Annotated in this window: 20 protein-coding genes; all 20 read right to left on the bottom strand. The window is 38.8% G+C overall.

Annotated features, from left to right (window positions below):
• On the bottom strand, positions 1 to 230 hold a 230-nt coding region (locus ACR2F3_RS03945), incomplete at its 3' end, for a hypothetical protein (protein WP_432708679.1).
• A gap of 88 nt (positions 231 to 318) precedes the next feature.
• Positions 319 to 1134, bottom strand: coding sequence for a hypothetical protein (locus tag ACR2F3_RS03950; protein WP_432708680.1), 816 nt, complete (start codon positions 1132 to 1134; stop codon positions 319 to 321).
• A 188-nt stretch (positions 1135 to 1322) separates the two neighbouring features.
• Positions 1323 to 2435, bottom strand: a complete 1113-nt coding sequence (gmd, locus tag ACR2F3_RS03955) for a GDP-mannose 4,6-dehydratase (RefSeq protein ID WP_432708681.1) — start codon at positions 2433 to 2435, stop codon at positions 1323 to 1325.
• A 26-nt stretch (positions 2436 to 2461) separates the two neighbouring features.
• Entirely contained in the window at positions 2462 to 3838 is a 1377-nt protein-coding gene (locus ACR2F3_RS03960; RefSeq protein ID WP_432708682.1) for an undecaprenyl-phosphate glucose phosphotransferase, read from the bottom strand.
• A 7-nt stretch (positions 3839 to 3845) separates the two neighbouring features.
• Positions 3846 to 5123 (bottom strand): WcaI family glycosyltransferase, encoded by a 1278-nt coding sequence (locus ACR2F3_RS03965; protein ID WP_432708683.1) that lies wholly within the window; start codon positions 5121 to 5123, stop codon positions 3846 to 3848.
• Positions 5124 to 5208: 85 nt separating this feature from the next.
• Positions 5209 to 6513 (bottom strand): NAD(P)H-dependent oxidoreductase, encoded by a 1305-nt coding sequence (locus ACR2F3_RS03970; protein WP_432708684.1) that lies wholly within the window; start codon positions 6511 to 6513, stop codon positions 5209 to 5211.
• Between the two features lie 46 nt (positions 6514 to 6559).
• Positions 6560 to 7102 (bottom strand): dTDP-4-dehydrorhamnose 3,5-epimerase, encoded by a 543-nt coding sequence (gene rfbC / locus ACR2F3_RS03975; RefSeq protein ID WP_432708685.1) that lies wholly within the window; start codon positions 7100 to 7102, stop codon positions 6560 to 6562.
• Positions 7083 to 8174, bottom strand: a complete 1092-nt coding sequence (locus ACR2F3_RS03980) for an NAD-dependent epimerase/dehydratase family protein (RefSeq protein WP_432708686.1) — start codon at positions 8172 to 8174, stop codon at positions 7083 to 7085. The genes rfbC and ACR2F3_RS03980 overlap by 20 nt, the downstream gene beginning before the upstream one ends.
• Before the next feature lie 10 nt (positions 8175 to 8184).
• The gene (gene rfbF / locus ACR2F3_RS03985; protein ID WP_432708687.1) at positions 8185 to 9009 is read right to left on the bottom strand and encodes a glucose-1-phosphate cytidylyltransferase; all 825 of its coding nucleotides are present in this window, start codon (positions 9007 to 9009) and stop codon (positions 8185 to 8187) included.
• Positions 9006 to 10016: a glycosyltransferase family 2 protein gene (locus tag ACR2F3_RS03990; RefSeq protein ID WP_432708688.1), complete on the bottom strand. Its 1011-nt coding sequence runs from the start codon at positions 10014 to 10016 to the stop codon at positions 9006 to 9008. Before ACR2F3_RS03990 ends, rfbF begins: the two co-directional genes overlap by 4 nt.
• 26 nt (positions 10017 to 10042) lie before the next feature.
• Positions 10043 to 10606, bottom strand: a complete 564-nt coding sequence (locus ACR2F3_RS03995) for a WcaF family extracellular polysaccharide biosynthesis acetyltransferase (RefSeq protein WP_432708689.1) — start codon at positions 10604 to 10606, stop codon at positions 10043 to 10045.
• Positions 10607 to 10624: 18 nt separating this feature from the next.
• The gene (locus ACR2F3_RS04000; protein ID WP_432708690.1) at positions 10625 to 11803 is read right to left on the bottom strand and encodes a glycosyltransferase; all 1179 of its coding nucleotides are present in this window, start codon (positions 11801 to 11803) and stop codon (positions 10625 to 10627) included.
• On the bottom strand, positions 11800 to 12831 hold the full coding sequence (locus tag ACR2F3_RS04005; RefSeq protein ID WP_432708691.1) for a hypothetical protein: 1032 nt from the start codon (positions 12829 to 12831) through the stop codon (positions 11800 to 11802). The genes ACR2F3_RS04000 and ACR2F3_RS04005 overlap by 4 nt, the downstream gene beginning before the upstream one ends.
• Entirely contained in the window at positions 12828 to 14021 is a 1194-nt protein-coding gene (locus tag ACR2F3_RS04010; RefSeq protein ID WP_432708692.1) for a glycosyltransferase, read from the bottom strand. The genes ACR2F3_RS04005 and ACR2F3_RS04010 overlap by 4 nt, the downstream gene beginning before the upstream one ends.
• Positions 14022 to 14032: 11 nt before the next feature.
• A complete protein-coding gene (locus ACR2F3_RS04015) occupies positions 14033 to 15232 on the bottom strand; it encodes a glycosyltransferase (protein ID WP_432708693.1) in 1200 nt (399 codons plus the stop codon).
• A 32-nt stretch (positions 15233 to 15264) separates the two neighbouring features.
• Complete coding sequence (locus ACR2F3_RS04020) at positions 15265 to 16305, bottom strand: CgeB family protein (protein ID WP_432708694.1); 1041 nt, start codon at positions 16303 to 16305, stop codon at positions 15265 to 15267.
• Positions 16302 to 17771: a hypothetical protein gene (locus ACR2F3_RS04025; RefSeq protein ID WP_432708695.1), complete on the bottom strand. Its 1470-nt coding sequence runs from the start codon at positions 17769 to 17771 to the stop codon at positions 16302 to 16304. Before ACR2F3_RS04025 ends, ACR2F3_RS04020 begins: the two co-directional genes overlap by 4 nt.
• A 181-nt stretch (positions 17772 to 17952) precedes the next feature.
• Positions 17953 to 19038 (bottom strand): glycosyltransferase family 4 protein, encoded by a 1086-nt coding sequence (locus ACR2F3_RS04030; protein WP_432708696.1) that lies wholly within the window; start codon positions 19036 to 19038, stop codon positions 17953 to 17955.
• Between the two features lie 12 nt (positions 19039 to 19050).
• Positions 19051 to 20568 carry a lipopolysaccharide biosynthesis protein gene (locus ACR2F3_RS04035; RefSeq protein WP_432708697.1) on the bottom strand — a complete coding sequence of 506 codons (1518 nt, stop codon included), beginning with the start codon at positions 20566 to 20568 and terminating at the stop codon, positions 19051 to 19053.
• 6 nt (positions 20569 to 20574) lie between these two features.
• Positions 20575 to 21970 (bottom strand): tyrosine-protein kinase family protein (locus ACR2F3_RS04040; RefSeq protein ID WP_432708698.1); only part of this gene is annotated, 1396 nt, incomplete at its 5' end.

Here is a 21970-nt window from a genome sequence, read left to right on the forward strand (position 1 = left end):
ACGGCCGCGAATACGGTATCCTGTAGCTTCTCGCATGGTCTTAACTGAGAGATATGAGGAAGAAGTCGGGCAAGGCCTCTGCCTATAGGGATCAAGAGTGGAATGAAGACTTCAACTGTGAAAGTTACCGCAAGTAGCAAAGGATTAGCTTCTGGGGAGCTCTCGCTTGAGGTTAAGTAAGGATAGTTTAGCCGCTTTTTGTGTTTAAGGTATTTGTTATATATATGCATTATAGGCTTCATTACCAATTTACCAGTGTAACATGAATAATCACTGTTGATCCGTATTCAAAAGTGAGAGTGTACTTCTTTACATAGCCTATTGTGTGGAAGTATGCTTTATATTAGGATAAGTTTCAAGAAGTGCCTTCGTCGCAATTTTTATTAATCTTAAATTTTCATCAAAGTGGCCATGTTGTACTTCGACATTTATATATGGTATGTTTTTTTTCATAGAATAGACAGACAGTGTACCATCGTCTGGTGCATCGACTGACTGCAGCACAACATTAATGTTATCCAATTTTAAGCGGTTAAAGAGGGCAAGGTCAGTTACAATGACTAAATCGTCGTTGTCCATTTGAAAGTTGATGTGTAGAGAATCTGCATAACTTTCTAGTTCATAACCCTGTAGATAGGAAGATATTCCAAATCCCCCATCTGCATTATTATGTAAAGTGAAGAAATACGCTGGATCCTTTTCGCTGTATTTTTTTAAAATGGTATTAGAAAGTTCCTTCAGGTTTTTTACTACCTCCCGATCTGCTCTTCCGTATTTTTCAAGTCCTTTAATAATTCCAGTGTTAGAGTAAATGCTATTTGGGTCTGTTTGGAATTCTTCTTCATTGTAATAAAACAAGAAATTTCGCGCACCTCCATATTGGCAATCTATGATAGAACCACCGGAAAATTTGATGTATTCGAATGCTGCTTTTACCCCGGTATCTTCATCATCGTGAATACAAAGGAAATTGATGTTGGGTTCCCTAAAGGTGTATTTAACTAAACTTATAGGCAAATCATAAAGAGAAAAATTAGTCGAGTCAATGCGTAGACCTTCGAATATGGGTGGATGTTGTGCTTTGCCTTTAATCATTAACCCTAAGAAGGCAAGTAGCAATATAACGTGTTTCATGTTTAAAGCTGTAAAGGATAGCTGATATATTTCGAAAAATTCCAAAGTAAGTTTACAAATAATATTTCAAATTGTTTTTGCAGGGGTTTGACCTAAATAAAAAAGGTCACCTCTTTATGGGAGGCAACCCTTACTTGTTTAAGTTTTGTATTTAGGAATCGAGGTTGAAATGATAGGATAGCTTTTAGTTATTCGAATTGATTTTTTATAGCATAACCTGCATCTTTTAACATTTTTTCCTTTAGGAAGTATTCAATGTCTGCAGATATCATTTCACTTACTAAGCCATTAAGATCGTATTTAGGCACCCAGTTTAATTTCTTTTTACATTTAGTGGGGTCTCCGATAAGAAGATCTACTTCTGTTGGACGGAAGTAGCTTTCATCAACGGCAACAACTTCTTTACCGATTTCTATTAGAAAATCTGGGTTACTGCAGGATATAACTTTTGCAATTTCGTTTTTCCCTTCCCCTTCAAATTTCAATGATATCCCCAATTCTAGAAAAGCCAATTTTACAAAATCACGGACAGTTGTGGTTACTCCAGTAGCGATGACAAAATCTTCTGGGAAGTCTTGTTGTAGAATTAGCCACATTGCTTCAATATAATCTTTTGCATGGCCCCAATCCCTACGTGCATCCAAATTGCCTAAATACAATTTATCTTGCATGCCCAAAGCAATTTTAGCAGTCCCTCTTGTGATTTTTCGGGTTACAAATGTTTCGCCTCGAAGTGGACTCTCATGGTTAAATAGAATACCGTTGCATGCAAACATTCCATAGGCTTCCCTGTAATTTACTGTAATCCAATAAGCATATAATTTAGCAACCGCATATGGAGACCGTGGATAGAAAGGGGTTGTTTCACTTTGAGGTACAGCTTGAACTAGTCCATAAAGCTCTGATGTTGATGCCTGGTATATTTTTGTTTTTTTTATAAGCCCAAGTATGCGAATGGCTTCTAATATTCTAAGTGTTCCAATTCCATCTGCGTTTGCCGTATATTCAGGGGTTTCAAAGCTTACCTGAACATGACTCATAGCACCTAAATTATAAATTTCATCAGGCTGAACCTGTTGAATAATCCTTATTAAATTCGTGGAATCGGTTAGATCTCCATAATGAAGAACAAATCGAATATTTTGTTCGTGCGGATCCTGATATAGATGGTCTATGCGGTCAGTGTTGAATAAAGAACTTCGACGTTTTATGCCGTGCACTTCATATCCTTTTTTTAATAAAAATTCGGCTAAGTAAGAGCCGTCTTGGCCAGTGATGCCTGTAATAAGGGCTTTTTTCATGTTATATATTTAGAAGTTGGATTGGGTTAAAATGCATTCATATTGCCTCTTACCACATGGAATATGGTTCGAAAGATAATTTTTAAATCAAAATAGATAGACCAGTTCTCAAGATAGTAGATATCATATCTAATCCTGTTCTCCATTAAATCCAGGTGCTGTGTTTCACCTCGGTATCCGTTAACCTGGGCCCATCCGGTGATGCCCGGTTTAATATAGTGTCGAACCATATAATTTTCAACCAGCTCGCGGTAGTGAGCTGTATGTTCCAGCATATGTGGTCTCGGTCCAACAACACTCATGTCTCCAAAAAGGACATTAAAGAACTGAGGCATTTCATCTAAACTTGTCCTACGGAGAAAGCGTCCAATTTTCGTTATCCGTGAATCATTTCTGCTTGCTTGCTTTACATTGGCTTCTGAATTCACACGCATGCTCCGAAATTTAAAGCACATAAAACTGACGTTGTTTTTTCCACTTCTGCCTTGCTTGAAGAGTACTGGCCCCGGGCTTTCCATCTTTATTAAAATAGCGATAAGGGGATAAAGCCAGCTAAGTACAAATAAAATAACCATAGAACTAAAAACAATATCAAAAACACGTTTCACAAATCGATCACTTATCTTATCCTGTGGTCCTGTGCCTGTAAGACTTATCATTTGGAGGTCACCGGAATGCCTGATACTTTGATGCTTTCCAATAATCTGGCTATAATCAGGGATAAATTTCAAACGAATACAATTTTTATGGGCTTCGTTAATCAAGGTTTTTATTGCACCGGTTTTATCTGGTGTTAGTGAGACATAAACTTCTTTGATTCCAGTTTCTGCAGCAAATTTCATTTGATCTCTCATAATTTGATCCGTGTCTGGCTGGTTGCTATCGAGTAATAAATTATTATTTGTTAAAAATCCTACAAACTTGTAAAATGCACTATTATTTTTTAACACATCCGCAAATTGCAGACTCGTAGGATTTACACCCATTAAGAATATGGGCGATGTCATGTTGAACTTTTTGTTAAGTAAGGAAATAACGTTCGATATACATAACCGAAAAGTGAATACCAACAAACTCAACGTCATGTAAAAAATGAACAAAAAATTTCCCAGAAGTCCCCCGGTAAAGCTTAGATATAAAATAAGAAAAATCAAATGATAGAATATACACTTAATTGTAGTAAGGAAAAATTCCTTTTTTTCAATGGTTTTGACGTCATATAAACTAAGTATCTTGGAACAGAAAAACCATAACATAATAACAATGATATTGAAATCAGTATGAATTAAACTGCTCTTCAATGGACTGCTTATTGAAAATGACATAACAATAGCTAGATATAAAATTGCAAAGTCCGCAAAAGCTACAGACAAACAAAATAGAAAAACATATCTGTTTTGCATAATGAGTTTAATTTGAGGTCATTTCGAGGCTAACCAGTTGTGGTTCATTAATTTGTTCCATCAACATTTGCAGGATGTTTTGCTTGTTGAGGAATTGTTCTGCATACTTTCTACAATTTAAGTTTTCGTCATTATGCTCATTTTCGCAACAATCCAAGATGGAATTCATAAGCAAAGCTTCGTCTTCGCAGTCAATTACTACAGCCATTTTGTTCTCATTGATCATAGAATATAACGAAGATCCCGGTTCGGCGGTAACAATAGCTAAACCACCTGTAGACCAAATTGAAGTTAATTTAGATGGCATCATTAAATCACAGGCTTTTTTCTTTTGAAGTACCAAATGGACATCCACCATATTTAGGAAATTATTGAATATATGTAAGGGTTGTAAGGCCATGAAAAAGATGTTGTTCAATTGGTATTCTTCCGAAAGCAGTTTCAGTTTATCTTTATAAGGGCCATTTCCACAGATAATGAACTTAATTGAGCTCTTTTTCTGCAGTTGTCTAGCAATTGAAATTAGACTTTCCAAACCCTGCTTTTCACCAATACTGCCTGAATAGAGTACCAGTTTGTCTGTAGGTTCAAAACCCCATTCAACTTTTAAAGCCTCTTTTTCTTCAATAGGATGAAATATATTTGTATCTACCCAGTTAGGAAAAAAGAGAATTTCTTTGGTAGTTTTCATAGCCACTTTTCTGATCATTCCAGCAGAGATACTGCTAACATGGTTTGCACGATTAATGATAAATCGCTCCAGCGCAAAAAGAACATTAAACGTGGTTTTATTCTTAATGATATGTAAGTCCCGGGCAGCTTCAATTTGCAAATCATGAATGTGATAAATGATTTTACCCCCTTTGAAAAACCGGTAAATGATACCTAAAAATCCAATGTGAAATGGAGGAGCTACACAAAAAATATGGTCATTACGTTGTTTGAACAGCAGAAGGAAAATCATAATTAGGGCCGACAAAAAGAAGCTCGCATCATGCAACATTCTTTTTAAGCCCGTTGGCTTATCTGGTACGTACAACGGACACCTGTAAACAGCGAGCATACCATCTTTAAGAATTTCTTTTTTATAAAAACTTCCAGAATAAGGCTGTTGAACCTCCCAGTTTGGGTAGTATGGGAAGGATGTGACTACTGTACATTGATACCCATTTTCAACCAGCCAATCAGCCATCTCTCCAGTGTATTTTCCTATTCCAGTTAGTTCTGGTGCAAAATTAATTCCTAAGATCAGGATGCGTTTTTTTTGTAAAAGTTCAAACTCCATAATAGCTTTGGTTTAGGCACTATTGTTCCATTGCAGTGGTTTCTGCATTGGATGAATTATTAATAATTAATTGGTTTAAAAAAGATCAGACAAGTTGAACTTTGAAATATTCAGCTTGCTGGATACGAAGCTGATCTAGTAGTCTTCCTTCGGGCAGAATGACATCGTCGTAAGTGAGCACCTGGTCTTTAGGTACGTTCCGTTTAACAATGCAATTTTTTGCTACACCTAAAGGGAGTAGGTTTTCAGACAGGCTAACATCTGCATTTTCACATAAGCCGTAGGTCATATAATGGCCAATGCCATCAATTACATCCCCGGCTTTTAAATCGATTTTTGCAGTGGCAACAACCTCTACGTAAGGTTTGCCAATAGGAGTTAAAGTGGCATCATTAAATAATACGGCACGCGCTATTGTGCTAGGCACCTCTAAATGACAGAGATGATATGGAACATAAAATAAATACAGCGGACCCTCACCTAATTTGTAAAGATTAAGATAATGTTGTTGGAAAGGGTCATCGCTTGTGCCTAATATGAATACACCAGGACCTGGTTCTGCTCCCACCAGGTAGTCTACTACTCCAGGGCCATTTACCAATTCTTCAGCTGTAAATAATTTAACTGCTTCTTTTAGTGGAGTACCAACCGGCACCGAGGGACCCTTCATACCTCGTTTCAAAACCTGCATTCCGGTTCCATTTGCAGTGATCGCTTGCTCAAATGATATTTTACTTCCATCAGCAAATGAGGCAACCATTGCTGGATTCTGACCCCATTTTTTTGCGAAGCCTTCTTGAGTAGTTGGATTACGATAAGGGTCATGCAAACCCTTAATATTACCACAAAGCACAGGTTTTACTCCCATTGACTTTACAAAACGGTACAAATTCATAGTAACACCTGGCTGGTCGCCATCTGCATTGGTAATTACAACTCCTGCTTTATCCGCATGTACCTTAAGTATAGGTCCAATCGTACCATCAAGTTCTGCGTTCATTAGCACTACATGCTTTCGGTTTTGAATGGCATGCATAACTACTTGGGCACCCCGTTCAATAGAACCGGTAACTTCTACGATAACATCTATGCCTTCGGCTTCACAAAGTATCAACGGGTCGGTAGTAATACTCACAGTTTGTTGCCTGATGTTTTCTTCTACCTGTGAAACCGTGTGTGTTTCGCTAATGTCGAAAATTCCCGCCTCCTCGTATGCCTTTTTAGCTTTTTCAATGGTACGGTTGGAAATTGCTACCAATTTCATCCCATTTGTATATTTGCAAATTTGAATAGCGATCGCCTTTCCCATAAAGCCAGCACCAATTAACGCCACATTTATATGTTTATTTTCGGCAGCTAATTTCGCCAATGCATTATCTACTATAATCATTTTGAGTATTTGTTAAAAGAGTTTATTTTACCTGACTGATGGTTCTTTAATTGACAGTTGTTTTTTCTAAGAGTGCATGTGCATTGTCTTTTTTTGAAATGATGGTCGGTGTTAGTGGCCATTTAATTCCAAATTCAGGATCGTCCCACCGGAAGCAACGCTCAGCTGTTGGGGCATAATACTGACTGACCTGATAGGTGACATCTGTATTATCCACCAGTGTAATAAATCCATGGGCAAATCCCTCAGGTACATACAACATGCGATAGTTGTTACCGGTTAATTCTACACCTATCCACTGTTTATAAGTGTCAGAATCTTCACGCATGTCTATGATGACATCGTAAATAGCCCCTCTTGTGCAGCGTACTAGTTTCGATTCCAGGTATGGCGCTATTTGCATGTGCATGCCCCTCAAGGTGCCTTTTTCTTTATTGTGGCTCATATTGGTTTGTAAAACGGGGGTCGTAATCCCATGTTTTAGAAACTCTTCACGGCAATAAGACCGACCGAAAAATCCACGCTCATCTTCTATGAAATTTACATCTATGATAAACGCTCCTTTTAATTTAGTTTCTGTGAAAGTCATGTGTTATAGATTTTAACGGGGAATTTGAATGGTTCCACTCGAGGTTAGCATTAATGTGGTTATTTTCTTGTAACTGTGTAAGCACTTGCAGGCGCATAAACGAAGAGTTCCTGAAATTGCTGTTTTTAAAGTTCATAGATACTAAGCCCTCATGCAACTCAACGATTGTTTCTCTAAGTGAATACAATGGTTGATGTTGTGGCGCAAGTGATTGATAGAGATCGAAGCTTACTCGATAAGATCTATTATCAATTGGTGCAAGTTCATTGCAGGAAAATGAAGTGCCAGGTATTGCTGTAGCCACAGCACGTGCTAATTCGTGAACTTGGAAATTCCAATCATTGCTGCCAGCATTAATTGCTAAAAAATAATCCGAGTTTCTTGGTTCACGATTTATTGCCCACTCTATCGCCCTTGCCATGTCCTTAACATGGATGAGTGGTCGCCATGGAGTGCCATCACTTAATATTTCTATTTTTCCACTTACAACGGCAGCAGCAACAAAATCATTTAATACTAGATCCAGCCTTAACCGTTCACTCATACCACAGGCAGTAGCGAAACGTAACGCCGTAACGGTAAAATCCTCATCTGCAAGATCAGCTAAAGCCTCTTCCGTCAATACTTTGGATTTCGCATAGGCGGTAAGCGGACCTACAGCTGAGTCTTCAGTCTTTGAAACCCCCTCCGTCGCTCCGTAAACGCTGCAACTGGATGCGAAGACAAATGCTCTTGCACCAGCGTCTTTTGCCATTCTTGCAAGTCTTTCACTCGCTTTATAATTCACCTCAATAGTAAGATCTTCATATTTCTTTCCCATAGGGTCATTTGATATCGCTGCAAGATGAATAACGACATCTACACCTTTAAGCTCCTTGTGTGAAATCGATGTTATGTTACCAAACAATTGTGCATTCAGTTTACTTTCTGGTAAGAAATCTGCGTTTGTTAAACAAGCTGCGAAATAGGCCATGTCGTACCCAATAAGTTCTGCGTTTGGAAAAGTCGCTCTTAACTGGCTAACTACCCCGGGTCCAACATAGCCCATGTTGCCTGTGATTAAAATTTTCATAATTAAATATTTATAATTGTTTCTGTATTTCCTGAGTTAATTGACCTGTCGGGTCAATGGAATTTTGATGCCATGGGGCTTCGCCATTTTTCCATAGTTCTTCTAATAAATTTTTATCCCTTAGGGTATCCATTGGCTGCCAAAATCCAGTATGGCGATACGCTAATAATTCGCCCATTTTAGCTAGTGTTTCCAAGGGTTCACGTTCCCAGACTGTGTTGTCATCTTCAATGAAATCAAGGACTTCAGGTTCTAATACGAAAAAGCCTCCATTTATCCATGGCATATCATCATCAAGTGGTTTTTCCTGGAAACGATTTATTTTATTATCATTTTTGTCTAAAGTGAAAGCACCGAACCTCCCTGGCTGTTGAACCGCCGTGAGGGTAGCCAGAGAATTGTTGCTTTTATGGAAATTGATCACTTCCGAAATGTTTATATTGCTTAAACCGTCTCCGTAAGTCATGCAAAAAGCCTCTTTACCTAGATATTCTTTCACCCGTTTTAAACGCCCACCGGTCATGGTTTTGTAACCTGTGTTTACTAACGTAATTTTCCATGGCTCAGTTGTGTTTTTATGAACCTCCATTTTATTACTACTAAGGTCAAATGTGATATCTGAATTGTTGAGAAAATAATTTGAGAAAAATTCTTTAATGATATGGCCTTTATAACCACAACAAATAATAAAATCATTAATTCCATGAACGGAATATATCTTCATAATATGCCACAATAGCGGTTTTCCGCCAATTTCAACCATGGGTTTTGGGCGAACGCCACTTTCCTCACTTATCCGTGTGCCGAATCCTCCGGCTAGTATAACTGCTTTCATATGCTTTTAAGGGTTAAATGTTTATATTCTTCTGCTTGTGATTTAAGGATCTTCTTGGCTAAGTTGAAGGTGAGATCTTGATTACGATTAAATAATGTATAGGGTAGGGTGAAAAGTAACCGTTGCCAAACTGGCCACAAAAATTTAGCGTCGTTTTTTATCATGATTTTTAGATATGTAAACCTTCCTCTCCATGCGGATTTTATGGCAACGCGATAGTGATATGCATATATTCCGTAATGAAAATATCGAATCAGTTGCTTTCGATTATAAGTCTGACTTAAATTGTCGATAAGCCGTTCATAACTTTCCACATGCTGCTCATAGCACTCCCCTTTTAAACCACCATAATTTGAGGCTGTATTCTCATGACGCCTAACATAGATAATCTGATCTTTTTGTATGCCTATTTTTACAGCCTTTGACAGACGGCTCCAGAAGTCGAAATCTCCGGCAAAATCCATTTTAGTCTTAAAATTATTGCCATCTGTTACCAACCGCGTTAGAACGCTTACTTCTGAAAGGTTACCTGGGAAGTTGCCAAAAACAAAAAAGCATATCTCTGCGTGGTCTTGTTCAATTACTTCGGGAAGATATTCTGTTTGAAATTGGATTATCTTTTTGTTCGAAGTTCCGCAATGGCCGAAACTTACAAAACCAATATCGGGTGAAGCCCTTGACCAATACTTTATAACTTTAGTCAATGAACTAGAAGTAGTAAAATAATCGTCCGCACATAAAATCTGGCAAATAGGGGCACTCGCGTTTTTAAAAAGGAAATTGACGTTTCCCATTATGCCTAAATTATGCTCCTGTTTAAAAATCTTGACCCTTGGATCGTCTATTGTATCTAAGTAATCTAGGGTTCCGTCCGTCGAAGAATTGTCACTAATTAGCAATTCAAAATCATGATATTCTTGCTGTAAAACAGATTCTACACATTCCTTTATGAATGGCAGGCCGTTCCAGACAGGAGTGAGTATGGAAATTGATGGTTGAGAGTTCATATTTTATTATTATATATTTCATAACATTATCTATACATTTTTCTTTCTCGCACTGGCGACGCAGGGTTTCCGGAATAGATATTCCAGGGATCCATATTTTTACACGCCACGGAATTCACAGTTAGTATGGAATGCGATTTGCAGATGACCCCGGGACATACAATTGATTTTGCACCAATCCATACACCATCTTCGATATGAATACTGCCTAGTCTGTAAGTGAAATCCGTATGCGAATAATTATGATTTCCAGTTAAGAGCATGGAGCCCTGTGACAGACATACATTATCTCCCATATTGACATCAGCAAGATTGTCGATCCATACAGACTCACCAATCCAGCAGTTTTTGCCTATACTTAAACGCCATGGATTTTTAATTCGAACGTTGGTTTTAATAACCAACCCATTCCCCACGCGGGCGCCAAAACCCCGAAGTAGTTTTACTTTAAGTGCGTAAGGCCATGGTAAAGAGCTGTTGAAAATGAAATAGTTAATCAGGTACCAGATGATAACCTTGGCTTTAGGGCCAGACTTATAATCTCCGGTGTTAAATTTTGATAAATCAGATCGTAATACTGCGGTTTCCATGAGCGATAATTGATTAAGCTAGTTAATAGCATTGTAAAGCATTTTTGATGCTTGAGTTGTGGAAAAGTTCTTTTGAAAGGCATGTAGCGCATTTCTGCTCATCACGAATTTTTGTTGAGGTGACGCCCGACTCCAAAGCTTTAATAAAATGGATGTGCCTTCTATTGTGTTTTCTGCTACATAACAGGCGCCTGCCTGGTTAATTTCTTTCCAGATATTTATCTGATTTGAGATGAGAACCGGTTTGCCACAACCAAGTGCTTCAACAACGGCAATCCCAAAATTTTCTTGATGGCTGGGAAGAATAAATGCTTCACATCCATAAAATGCTCCCCATTTGGCATCACCAGTTAACATTCCTGAAAAAACGACTGCATTCCTTAAAAGTTGATCGCTAATTACAAGATGTTGCATTTTTCTGCCATATGGCGTGTCAAGCCCAGGACCTGCAATTACTAATTTAGGTAGGTTACCATCTTCACGCAGTGCTTTAGCATACGCTAAAATCAAGAGGTCGACTCCTTTTTTCTTATGAATCCTACTTAGGAAAAGTAAATAAGGACTTCCATTTAATCCTGGCGATTTTTTTTCAAATGATTCCCTCATCTCCTTGGAAAATGAAGGAGGGGACTCGACTCCTAAGCCTACAACAAAATTGAGTTTGGGTTTGTAGGGTTTAAAAGGTATCTGCGACAGGGCTAATTCTTCCTGGCAGGTAAATAGTAACCCCTCTGCTCTTTCAATTAATTTGTGCTCGACAAGCTTCCAATAAATGGTGTTTCGAATAGCTTTCAATTTTCTATCCGGAGCAAATTGAAAATATGGATCAAGCATGCCATGTGGCATGACAAACAATTTTGGGACTTGGATACCATTTTCCAATAATAAAACCAGTGCTTTTCTAACAGCTACACCTGGATAGACCCATAAGCCATGAACAATTACAACATCGAACCTAATCAAGTTGACAAGAAGCCAGGGAATGAGCTGTTTGTTAAAATTCCATCGTCCTGTAGCTATCCCAAGCGAATGAACAGCGACGTTAGTATCTAACCAAAAGTCTTTGGTAGGATCATCTAAACACACAACTTCATTTTCAACATGTTGAACAGTTGGTCCTACAGTCATCGTTTTTAAAGCCTGAGCCATTCCCCCTTGCTTAGGATCAATAGTTGGGATAACATGGAGTATTTTCATAATGAACGAGTTTCAGCTTCAATTTGCTTTCTTACCAGGGTGTCTATTTGCTTTAATGCATTGTTATGGTGAAATATGCTGCAAACAGTATCGTAATTCTTTTCTATCAGTTCTTGCCAGTTTTCAGGGTGTTTAAGGATATTCTGTATCTGTCCTACAGGATCAATCCAGTCCACCTCTATGACCGGGTTATAGTTTAATAGTAGTTTTACTTCCAGAGGTGCAGACCCAATTATCAAACATTTTGAAGCCATTGCTTGTAGATACCTCACTGTTAATGTTGATACATTTCCAGCAAGTTTTGGATGGGTCACCGTCCGCGGAAAACATATACAAATCTGCGCATCTGCCAGACCATCAACGAAGCTGGACCAAGTGGGGAATTGCAGGTTTTTCTTTAAACCCTGAACGGCCACATCGATTGTTTCATTCCGTTCCTGGTATACATAGTTGATGTTGTTCTCCACGCAGCCCTGTTTAATTTTATCATGATAGGTTAACCAGGAGCGACCAAATGAGAGAATGTTTATATTGCGTTCCGACCAGTTTTTATGCTTATAGTCTGCAGGATTTATGGTTTCTGGAACCCAGTGGACATTGCAGTTACGTATTTTTAAGTTTTTAAAATGCTGAGTTGCCTGATAGCTGGATAATAAAAGTAAATTAATGCCGCTTTGACGAACAAGCTTTTCCACTGAACAATAGTCAGGTTCCCAAACGTCATATGTCCACAAAACTTTTAGAGAACAATTTAATGTAAAATATGGGAACGACTTAGCATACAGAAAATAGTGATAAGGAAGCCCAAGACTAATTACAGCCCCTTTAATTGTATATCTTTTAACAAATGGTTTTAAGATGCGATGAAATGCCGTGAATAATCTAGACGAAAGGCCACTTGGTGCAAATAGTACAGGTCCTGATTTAACCTTCCAGTTACTATGATGTGCACAATATTCTTCGAAATTATGCAGCAATGCAATATCGGGGCTGCCTTTCTTAATTTTGGAGGTAACTAATGTGATCATAAGGCTTTAGCAGATCTAAATTCATTAGTTATATTGCTGTAAATGTTTTCGATCTGGTCTAAAGCCGTTGCCGCATCAAATTTCTTTGCATTTTTTATACTTGCTTCTACCACTTGTTTCCTATCATTTTCAGGCAACTCAACAACCTTTTGTATCACATTTGATGCACAATCCACCCAACCTGCCAGATCGTTAGTAGTCCGACGTGGAATAAGGTAGCCTGCTGTACCTGCCACTTCAGTCATAGGAGCCTCATTTGTGGTAATTACTGGGCAGCCAGACGCCATCGCCTCTGCAATAGGCCAACCAAATCCTTCCGCTAATGAAGGAAACAGGAAGACGGTAGCTCCTGCATAGGCGTGTTTAACGGAATCATCTTCCAATCCAGTAATTACATGGATATCATTTTTATATGGTGACGATTCGATTAGTTTAGAAAGCTGTACAGATGGAGGAGCACCGATAAGTAACAATGGTAAATTTGACCTTTCTAATGCTCTCCAGGCATCATATATTTCGACAACACCTTCCCGGTTTTTGTACCATTGGTTACCACCTACGTGAAGAAGATATCCGGCAGTTAAATTTACACCTGTTAATTTACTTAGTGTAGCTCTTGTCTTTTGTACATCTGCAGGAGCATATGATTTATCCAGACCAGTATATACAACAGCTGAGGAAACGGGTTTCTTTATTATTTGTTGTAACTCCTTGTTGGTGTTGAAAGATCCTGAAATGAAATTTTTTCCCTTAGCCCAGCCTTTTCTAATATATTTTTGATATTGTTTACCTGTCCATCCAGTTTTATTTTCTTTTATTTTTCCCATTGCCGACCATTGCGCCAGGAAATCGTGACAATGCATAACATGTGCTCTTTTATGAACTAATGGAACCCAAGGACCCTGTGCCTGGTCTGTAAATACAAAAAGTGTATCTGGAGCACAATCTTTCAGACGTCGTTTAACATCTGCTGGAAAGATGATGTATTGATCTATATAACCCATCCATTTTTTTACAACTCCTTTAAATGGAAGTTCAAAAAAAGTAGATTTCGGCGACCAAAGTGCGACATTGTGTCCACGTTCAGCCATTCCATCAAAAATCATATTGGTATAGCGTGGCATACTAGAAAACTGTGGCCTTTTTTGACTTCCGAAGAAATCAGGATTCGAGAAGATAACGATATTCATTGTATAAGCGTTTAGTTCGAAGAAGTGTGCTGTTTTGCTTGTCTTAATTCAATAAGTAAACTTTTAGCAGTTGCATGGATGCTATAAGGCTCCAGGCTCTTTTTTGCCCAGTTAAAATCCCGGTTGTAATTTGATAAACTAAAAATTTGTGTAGCAAGCGCTAACGGATCACCTTCTTTAAAAACCCTGAATCGTTCCCAGTTGGCAAAATCAGCACTGCATCCTACGGCATCACTTACAATGACGCCGCAGCCAGCCTGCATGGCTTCATTAGCTACTAATCCCCATGTTTCTCCCATTTTTCGTGAAGGCAATACCATGATATCCATTGTCAGATAGTTTGTAGCTAGTTGCGACTGGTTGACAAATCCGGTAAAGGAGGTTTTGATGCCATAATCCTGATAAGCTTTTTCGGCCATTATCTTTAATGTTTCATGCAGTTCACCACTTCCCATGAAATAAATGTGGACATTACTCCTAAGTGCTTCAGGCAGATATTCAAGCATGCCAAAAATGATGTCTGGATTTTTTTTGCTAATCAGTTTTCCCGAAAAGCCAATTACGAAATCTCTTGGTTTAATACCGGCGGCTTCTCTACCTCGAATGCGCATGTTTTGCTTTTCCTCATCAATGATGTCTGAAAATTTATCTTCAGTACCATATCGAGCGGGTCTCAGTTTCATCGTCTTTACCCGGTGATTTAAATAGTGCTTTTTGTTGAGTTCTCCAATGTAGAATATGCGGTTCAATGCCAGGTAGGCAGTTTTATATATTACAGAACGGAATGCAGCTTTGACTTTGGAACGATGTAAAGCATGGTCCTGAGTTTCACATCTTAACCATACCGGTATACCATTTTTACGCGCTTCAAGGTAAGCTACCCAATCAAAACGGAAGTTAAAGCCTGTTAATAAGATAACTGTAGGTTTTAAGGTCTTGATTAACTGTTGAATTCCTTTTCCGGTAAGTGAATTCCAGCCCGACAAAGGTGTTCCTTTTTCACAGTTAAGTATAGTGTGGGAATAGCCTTCCAACATTGGGACATCCCATGCCAGCGTAATTCCAAATTCGGCATCAGCAAATCCCCTTACGCTACAGTCAGAGCCATAAACCACATGGATTGATCCCGGTTGTAATTTTTCAATCTCCTTATAAATTGGTACACGGTATTGTACGGGGTGAGAATCGAATACCAATAAATTGATAGCCATAGAAATATAGTTAGTAAATTATGAGTGGATACTTATTTTGGCTGTGTTATCGTGTCGATGATTTCCCTACACACGTCTTCATTTCCGAGTCTTAAATTTCTCACACGTTCCATACCTTTCAATCGAACACGTTCCCTGTCTACATTAGATAATAGTGATTTGCAAACCGTTGCACATTCTGTTGCGTCCGACCAAAAAACAGCTTCTGTCCCTTCCCTAAAAAGTTCCAGATGTTCAGATGTCCGTTGAGCACATAACAACCCACCTGCATAAGGTATTTCAAGGGAGCGGGTGGTATGCAGATCACGGTTTCCCTTAGATAATAAACCCAGGCATAATTTTGCGCCCTGGATAGCTGCGATGTACTCTTTACCTTGTAAACTTTTTCCTTTATAATTTTTTTTAAGCTTTGAAAATAATCGGCTCCGCTCCCAGGAATTTCCCCAAATACTAAGGGGCACGCCTTTGTTTATGAGATCAAGTAGAAATCTGTCTCTTTTTTCACCTCTCATCCAGGTACCGATGAAAACAACTTCGGATTGATACTCCTTTGGGATTTCTATACCGGGTGGATAGGGACGATGCGCAACCTCATCATAGCTTCTAAATACACGTAGAACGCGTTTTGCTCCTAATGCAAGACATTCGCGCTCAGATTCTTTTCTCACCACTACAACCAAATCATACAAGGTGATTGCCTTAAGTAAAGATCGGAAACGAGCCCCATCGCGTTTTCCTGTTGGATCATCAACATTATAGATGACTACTGGACATCCAAGTGATTTCAACATTTTTACACAATTAAAACCTAGTAGTTCCCCACTATCTACCCAAATTAGGTCTGGCTTTTCTATAGTGTCTAAAACTTGCATCACCCATTTGATCATAAGGCTTTGTAAAAGCCTGTACCCGGTACGGAAATGCAAGATATTTGCCCATCTTGATTGAAGTGCTGATCGGCAGGGCTCTTGTGGGTCCTTTATAGTAACCTCATGTCCAAGTCTTAATAACGCGTTTGCGCGGTGAGTAGCTGTTGACCCTGGATGGTTATCGCCGATATATAAAATGTTCATATTTTTTTGATCAAATAAATAATCACATTCGTTAGTTGGAATATGAACCAATAAAGTATAAGTAGCTGAATATAACCTCGAATCAGAAATGTTGCCGGACCAACTACACTTTCTGTGGGTAAAAATTGAAAGATAGATGTTAAACATAGCAAGCCACAGACGCTGAAGTTTACTCTTTCGCTTTTTAGTTTACCTCTCATAAAATTAATTTGTCGTTTGATAGAAAGTTTGTCAAATAAAAAAAACACTGGAATCATTCCTAAGCCAAGAATGGCTAAATACCACCACCCAAAAGCCGCCATTCCTGTTCCGGCGAAGTGGCCTAGTCTAAAACCACCAGCTACCTTTGGGCCGGCGCCGGTAAGGCTATAGATAAAATCACCAAAGGACATGGAGTAAACGAACTCTTTATCAAGGTCTGGATTCACTATTTTCAATATTGGTCCCGGCAGTGCACCCCATATATAGTCAATCGAGTAATTGTACATCAGTGGATTATTATCGCCGATTTTAGCTGCTTGTACAAGGCTGGCATCATTGAACTTCAAATTGGAAAATCGGGATGTAAAAACATTGTTAAGATATCTTTCATCCCAGTCGCTTTCAAAGTCCATATCTTCCAGTCGACGTAAATTGATGGCGTCCTTGTCACTAAATGCCGAAATTGTTAACTCAATGAGTTCCGCACGGCTGATGTCATTTCGATCCCCTCTAACAATGACCATGGCCGTGCCTAAATCTGCAAGGGGACCAGTTATGATCCAAAAGCCAAGGCAACTTAGAATGACCATTTTATAGGCAATCTTAGGTGGTTTAAAGATCCCGAGAAATAATCCAAGCAAATAGGAAAATCCAACAGATGTAAAGCCAATCATGAAAGCACCACGACTGTTTCTGGCGATGCTTATAATAAACAAAGCCAGGGTAAAGGCAATTAACAGGGGAACTAATTTCTTAGAGGCAATTTTGTTGCTGCCATATAATCCATAAAATGGAATAAAATAGGGGGCGTAAGCAAATGAAATTAAAGACTGTATAAATTTATCTCCTGCATTTCCGGTAACCTCTACAGATACATTGGTGTTTGCTACTAGTACATAGACGTTAGCTAACAGGCCAACGGCCCCCATTATCCATAAAGAAGCTTCTGCCGGAGTGTCAAAGAAACCGGCCTTATATAAAAGTGAATTTGCCCCTCTATTTTTATCTGCAGGAAGACAACTATATAAATAATGCGCTATTACCAAGACAAAAAACGCTGCGGTGGTATGTAGAAATACATCGTAGGGAAGTTCTAAATTAAAAACCACTGGTTTAAATTCCAAAGAGGTAAATACCAGTGGAAAGTATAATTGGGTGGAAGTAAACCCGATAATTAAAAAGCTAGATAGCGGGTAAGCCTCTAATTTTTGCTTCTTTAAGAAGGTTTGAGTAAGGATAAACCAGGTAAGTGCTATGCAACTCATAGCAAAGGTGTTTTCCGGACTCCAAAAATTTAGGGATTGAAAGGTCACCGATAGTCCAAATATTAGCCATGACCAAAAAATAAGTCTAGGCAAAAATTTATCTGTTTCATGATCACCAAGGATATGAATTGTTTTCACAGGTATACTATTTTGCCGCTTATCAGAGGCCAGTAGGGTTTGTTCAGATTTCATTTTTAATCACTGATTGGAATGAAGCGCTATATTGTTTAGCCACAATTTCTGGTGTAAACAGCGCACTTGCGCGCATTTGTGCTCGGTTGCCCAAGTCTTCTCGGAGTGCTCTATTTTCGATCAGTATTCTTAGCTTCTCAGCAAGAAGCGTTGACGATCCTGGAGTAATTAATAATCCTGTATCGTCCAATATTTCCTGACGGGTTTCGTCATTATCGGCAATTATAGAACACCTGTTGCACATCGCTTCTACTAATACTAAACCATAGGATTCCATTTTAGGGACTAATACAAAGATGGGTGCCCTTTGCATGAGCTTGAGGATTTGATTATGAGGTAAATATTTGAACCAGCTTAAATCAAAGCCGCAACTTGGTGCAGGTTTTTTTTTCGAAACTATTGTTACTTTAACACCATATGATTGTAAATACGCTTTACCCAAAATATCCAGTGCATTAATTAATTCAACGAGTCCTTTACGCTCCCCATCGCTGCCGACAAACAAAATTTCAACACCTGCTGGGGCTTGATAGACCTCAATCGCGCTGGAATTATTAATTTGAAGATCAGGTAGAAAGAAGGGAATGTTAATCGCTTTTTCTTTAAACTCCGGTCTGTATTGGATAAACCGGCGAAGGCCACCTAGCGTGTGAAAATGGATTCGATCAGCTTGGTCCAGAGTTTTTGCTAAGGCATCAGCTTCGTTTTGGCGGTTTACAGTTCTTCCGAATAGGCTGTTTACAAAATGATCTGTCATAAACCCCGTAGTCACAAAAACAGGTAGATTGTTAACAGTGTTATAAAATTTGTTTGGGTTTACAGGACTTCCATAATGATAGATAATGTCTACGTTGCCACCTTGTTTGCGAAGACCGTGTCTTTCTATTGACGTTTTGACCGGAAAGAAACGGTTTGCAATTTTATTGATGTTAAAAGTCATGGTATAACTTCTAGCAGCGACAAATGAGGTTTCCATAGTAGAGAATTCACTCATTCTGGAAAACATCTTCATCACTTTATGATCTGTATTGTGCCATGCGAGTAACCAGTCTGGGCAATAAATTCCGAGTTTCATAGTTTATTTAGTTTATCCAACAACTCCTAAAATGTTTTTAATTCGCTGGACAGCAACAAGCGGTAGTACGTGCCAATATCTTCCGAAGTTCCAGATAAAGAGTATGGAGGAGACAAGAAGTATAATCAATTTTGCTTCTGGAAACACGATCAGCGCAGCCATAGATAATGCCGCTATGCAAACTGACATTACCGCTATGCCGTAAGGTTTGACAGGCCAAAAAAGCCTATTTTGATGTAACCAGCTTTTTGCAACATATAGAAAAGCGACATTTGCAGTGATTTCTGCAATTAAAAGCGCAATACCGGCCCCTAAAATTCCAAATCTTGGGACTAGAATTAGTATGCCAATGATCGCAATCACTCCTGTGATACAGGAAATCACTAGTTGTTGCCTAACTAAGTTATTTCCTCTGACTACCGAAATGGCAGGCTGTGTTATCGCATAGATTAGTACACATAATGAAAGGGTTGCAAATAGCCATGGATTAAAGGGAATGTTTCCTCTGGTCCACGTCATAAATAAAGGCGCGATAAAGATCTGTATGAATGCAAATGCCGGAGCAAGCAATCCGACGGTGATCATCCATATTGTTCCAAAGGCTATTTCGCATCGTGCTTGATCCCTGTCATGTAAAAAGCGCATAAAATCGGGCATTAAGGGGTTTGTAATCGTGTGTAATCCTTGCATTGCCACATTAGTTCCAGTTCTCATGGTTGAAAATGCAGCAAGCCCTGCTGCGCCGGTAAAAGGAGTGATCAGTAGACGGGCACCTTGTTGCCGCATATTTTCTAATAAAGCTGTTACCGATAAAAAAAATGATTGTATAAAGGTGGTCCATCCTAATTTTAAGGAGGGTTTTACAAACCTGATCCTTTCCCGGCGTAATAACCTAAACCTGTCAAAATAGATCGGTATTTCCACAAATACTTTAACTACGCCTACCATAATGCCAGTTTCCAATAATCCAAAACCTTGAATAACCATCACTGCAGGTGTAACATTGGCCATCACAGCACTAAGTACTCCCCACCAAGCCATTCTTGGATAATAACCATAGGTCGAAAGTGCTCGATTAATTGTTCCTGATATGCTACCACTTAAAAGCCAGGAGAAACTTTGAATAAGTAGGATCGTTCCTGCCTCATAAATTTCATTCTTGCCAATTGTAGCCGTTGTTGTATTGAATTGATCAGGTAAAGTTCCTAATAATAAAAATACGGAGATGATCGTTATCTGTACTATCCCTAAAATAAGGCAAATCAACGCTCCTGAACATAAAAATTTACTCACCAGGAGCCGGTTATCTTTGCCAATTTTTAAAAATTCGTAACCTAGGTATTCCTGGTAGCCAAAGTCCAAGGAGGTGAGTAGGGTTCCCAGAGACAGTATCGCTAGCCACAGGCCATATGTTTCAATGTTCCAGTAGGTTAGGTATAATGGAACCAGTGCTATTTGGGTAACTAAAGTAATTCCAATATGGATCCAAGAGGCAACAGAACCAGATATTAATCTTGATGTAACAGACATGATCTATTAAAAGCGGCTGGAAAACTTCCCGAAAACAATGTTCCAGGCAGAATTTGCAGGCTTGTCTGCATAATAGCCATAATCCAGTGAGTACCCGTACCGATTGTCCATTTCAATACCATTGAAAACCACGTGCATATTGGGTAATTTCATTTTTTTATAAATGGAATCAACAAATTTCAATTCCGATTTAGGGGTGAAATTATGGCGAACCATATAAAGGGTGATATCGCAAAGTGGTGCAAGAATCATTGCATCGGTAACCAAATGCAGGGGTGGCGAATCAATCAGGATATTATCATAATCATATTTTAACTCCTCAATTAAGTTTCTCATGCGCTCGCCTTCTAGTAACTCAGAAGGGTTTTCAGGTACGGCGCCTGATCGCATCACAAACAAATTCTCATGAATGCCTGAAGGTATAATGATGTCGTCTTTTGAGACTTCACCTTTTAAACATTCACTAAGTCCGGGCTGGCTTTGTGTTAAGTTGAATATCTTTGAAATCTGAGGTTTCCTTAGATCCAACTCCAAAATGATCGTTTTTTTTCCCATGATGGCAAGAGATGCGCCAATGTTACTGCTCACATAACTTTTACCTTCTTTGGCAATACTTGAAGTAAACAGGATTACCCTGCCTTCCGTTTTGTATTCATGTAAAATACTCGTTCTAAGAGCACGCATTTGTTCGCCCAGAACATGTGTCTTGCGGTTTAAAACAACAATTGGCGTTTTTTTGATGTCCTTACTTAGTTCACAAATTACCGGTACGTTGGTAACTGCTTGAATGTCATCCCGGGTTAAAATTTTGTTTCGCATTGCTGTTCTTGCCGAAATCAGGCCTGCAGGCAATAGGAAACCAAACAATAAGGAAATCAGTAGAGGCACTTTTTTATTTGATTCAGGGTCCTCAAAATAAGCCATCTCCACCGTTTTTGCATCGGTTAGGGTAGAGGCATAACTTAAAGCTACTTCTTCTCTTTTTTGTAATAGGTATACATAAAGACTTTCCTTTATTGCCTGTTGTCTTTTGATACTTACATATTTCCGTTCCTGCCCAGGAAGACTTTTAATTCCTGATTCAAATTGAGTGTTAATCGAATTTAACTGGCTTCTTGTAGCCATAAGCGAGCTTTTAATTCCACTCACATTTTCCTTAATAGCCGTCTTTGTGCTTTCTATTTGTCTGTTGATTGGGATGAATATCGGGTTGGATGCAGGTGTAATTGCCAATAACTTATCTCGCTCTAATTGTAGTTTACTAAGTTGTCCAACTAAGCTTATTAATCCAGGATCGGTAATGCCTATGGTGGCGGGTGCATTCTCTGCCTTGCTTTCCGAGTTGACATATTCTTCTACACCATCAATTACATTTAGCTGCACATTGACCTCATTTAACATG

It is taken from the genome of Pedobacter sp. (assembly GCF_045627485.1).
GTDB lineage: Bacteria > Bacteroidota > Bacteroidia > Sphingobacteriales > Sphingobacteriaceae > Pedobacter.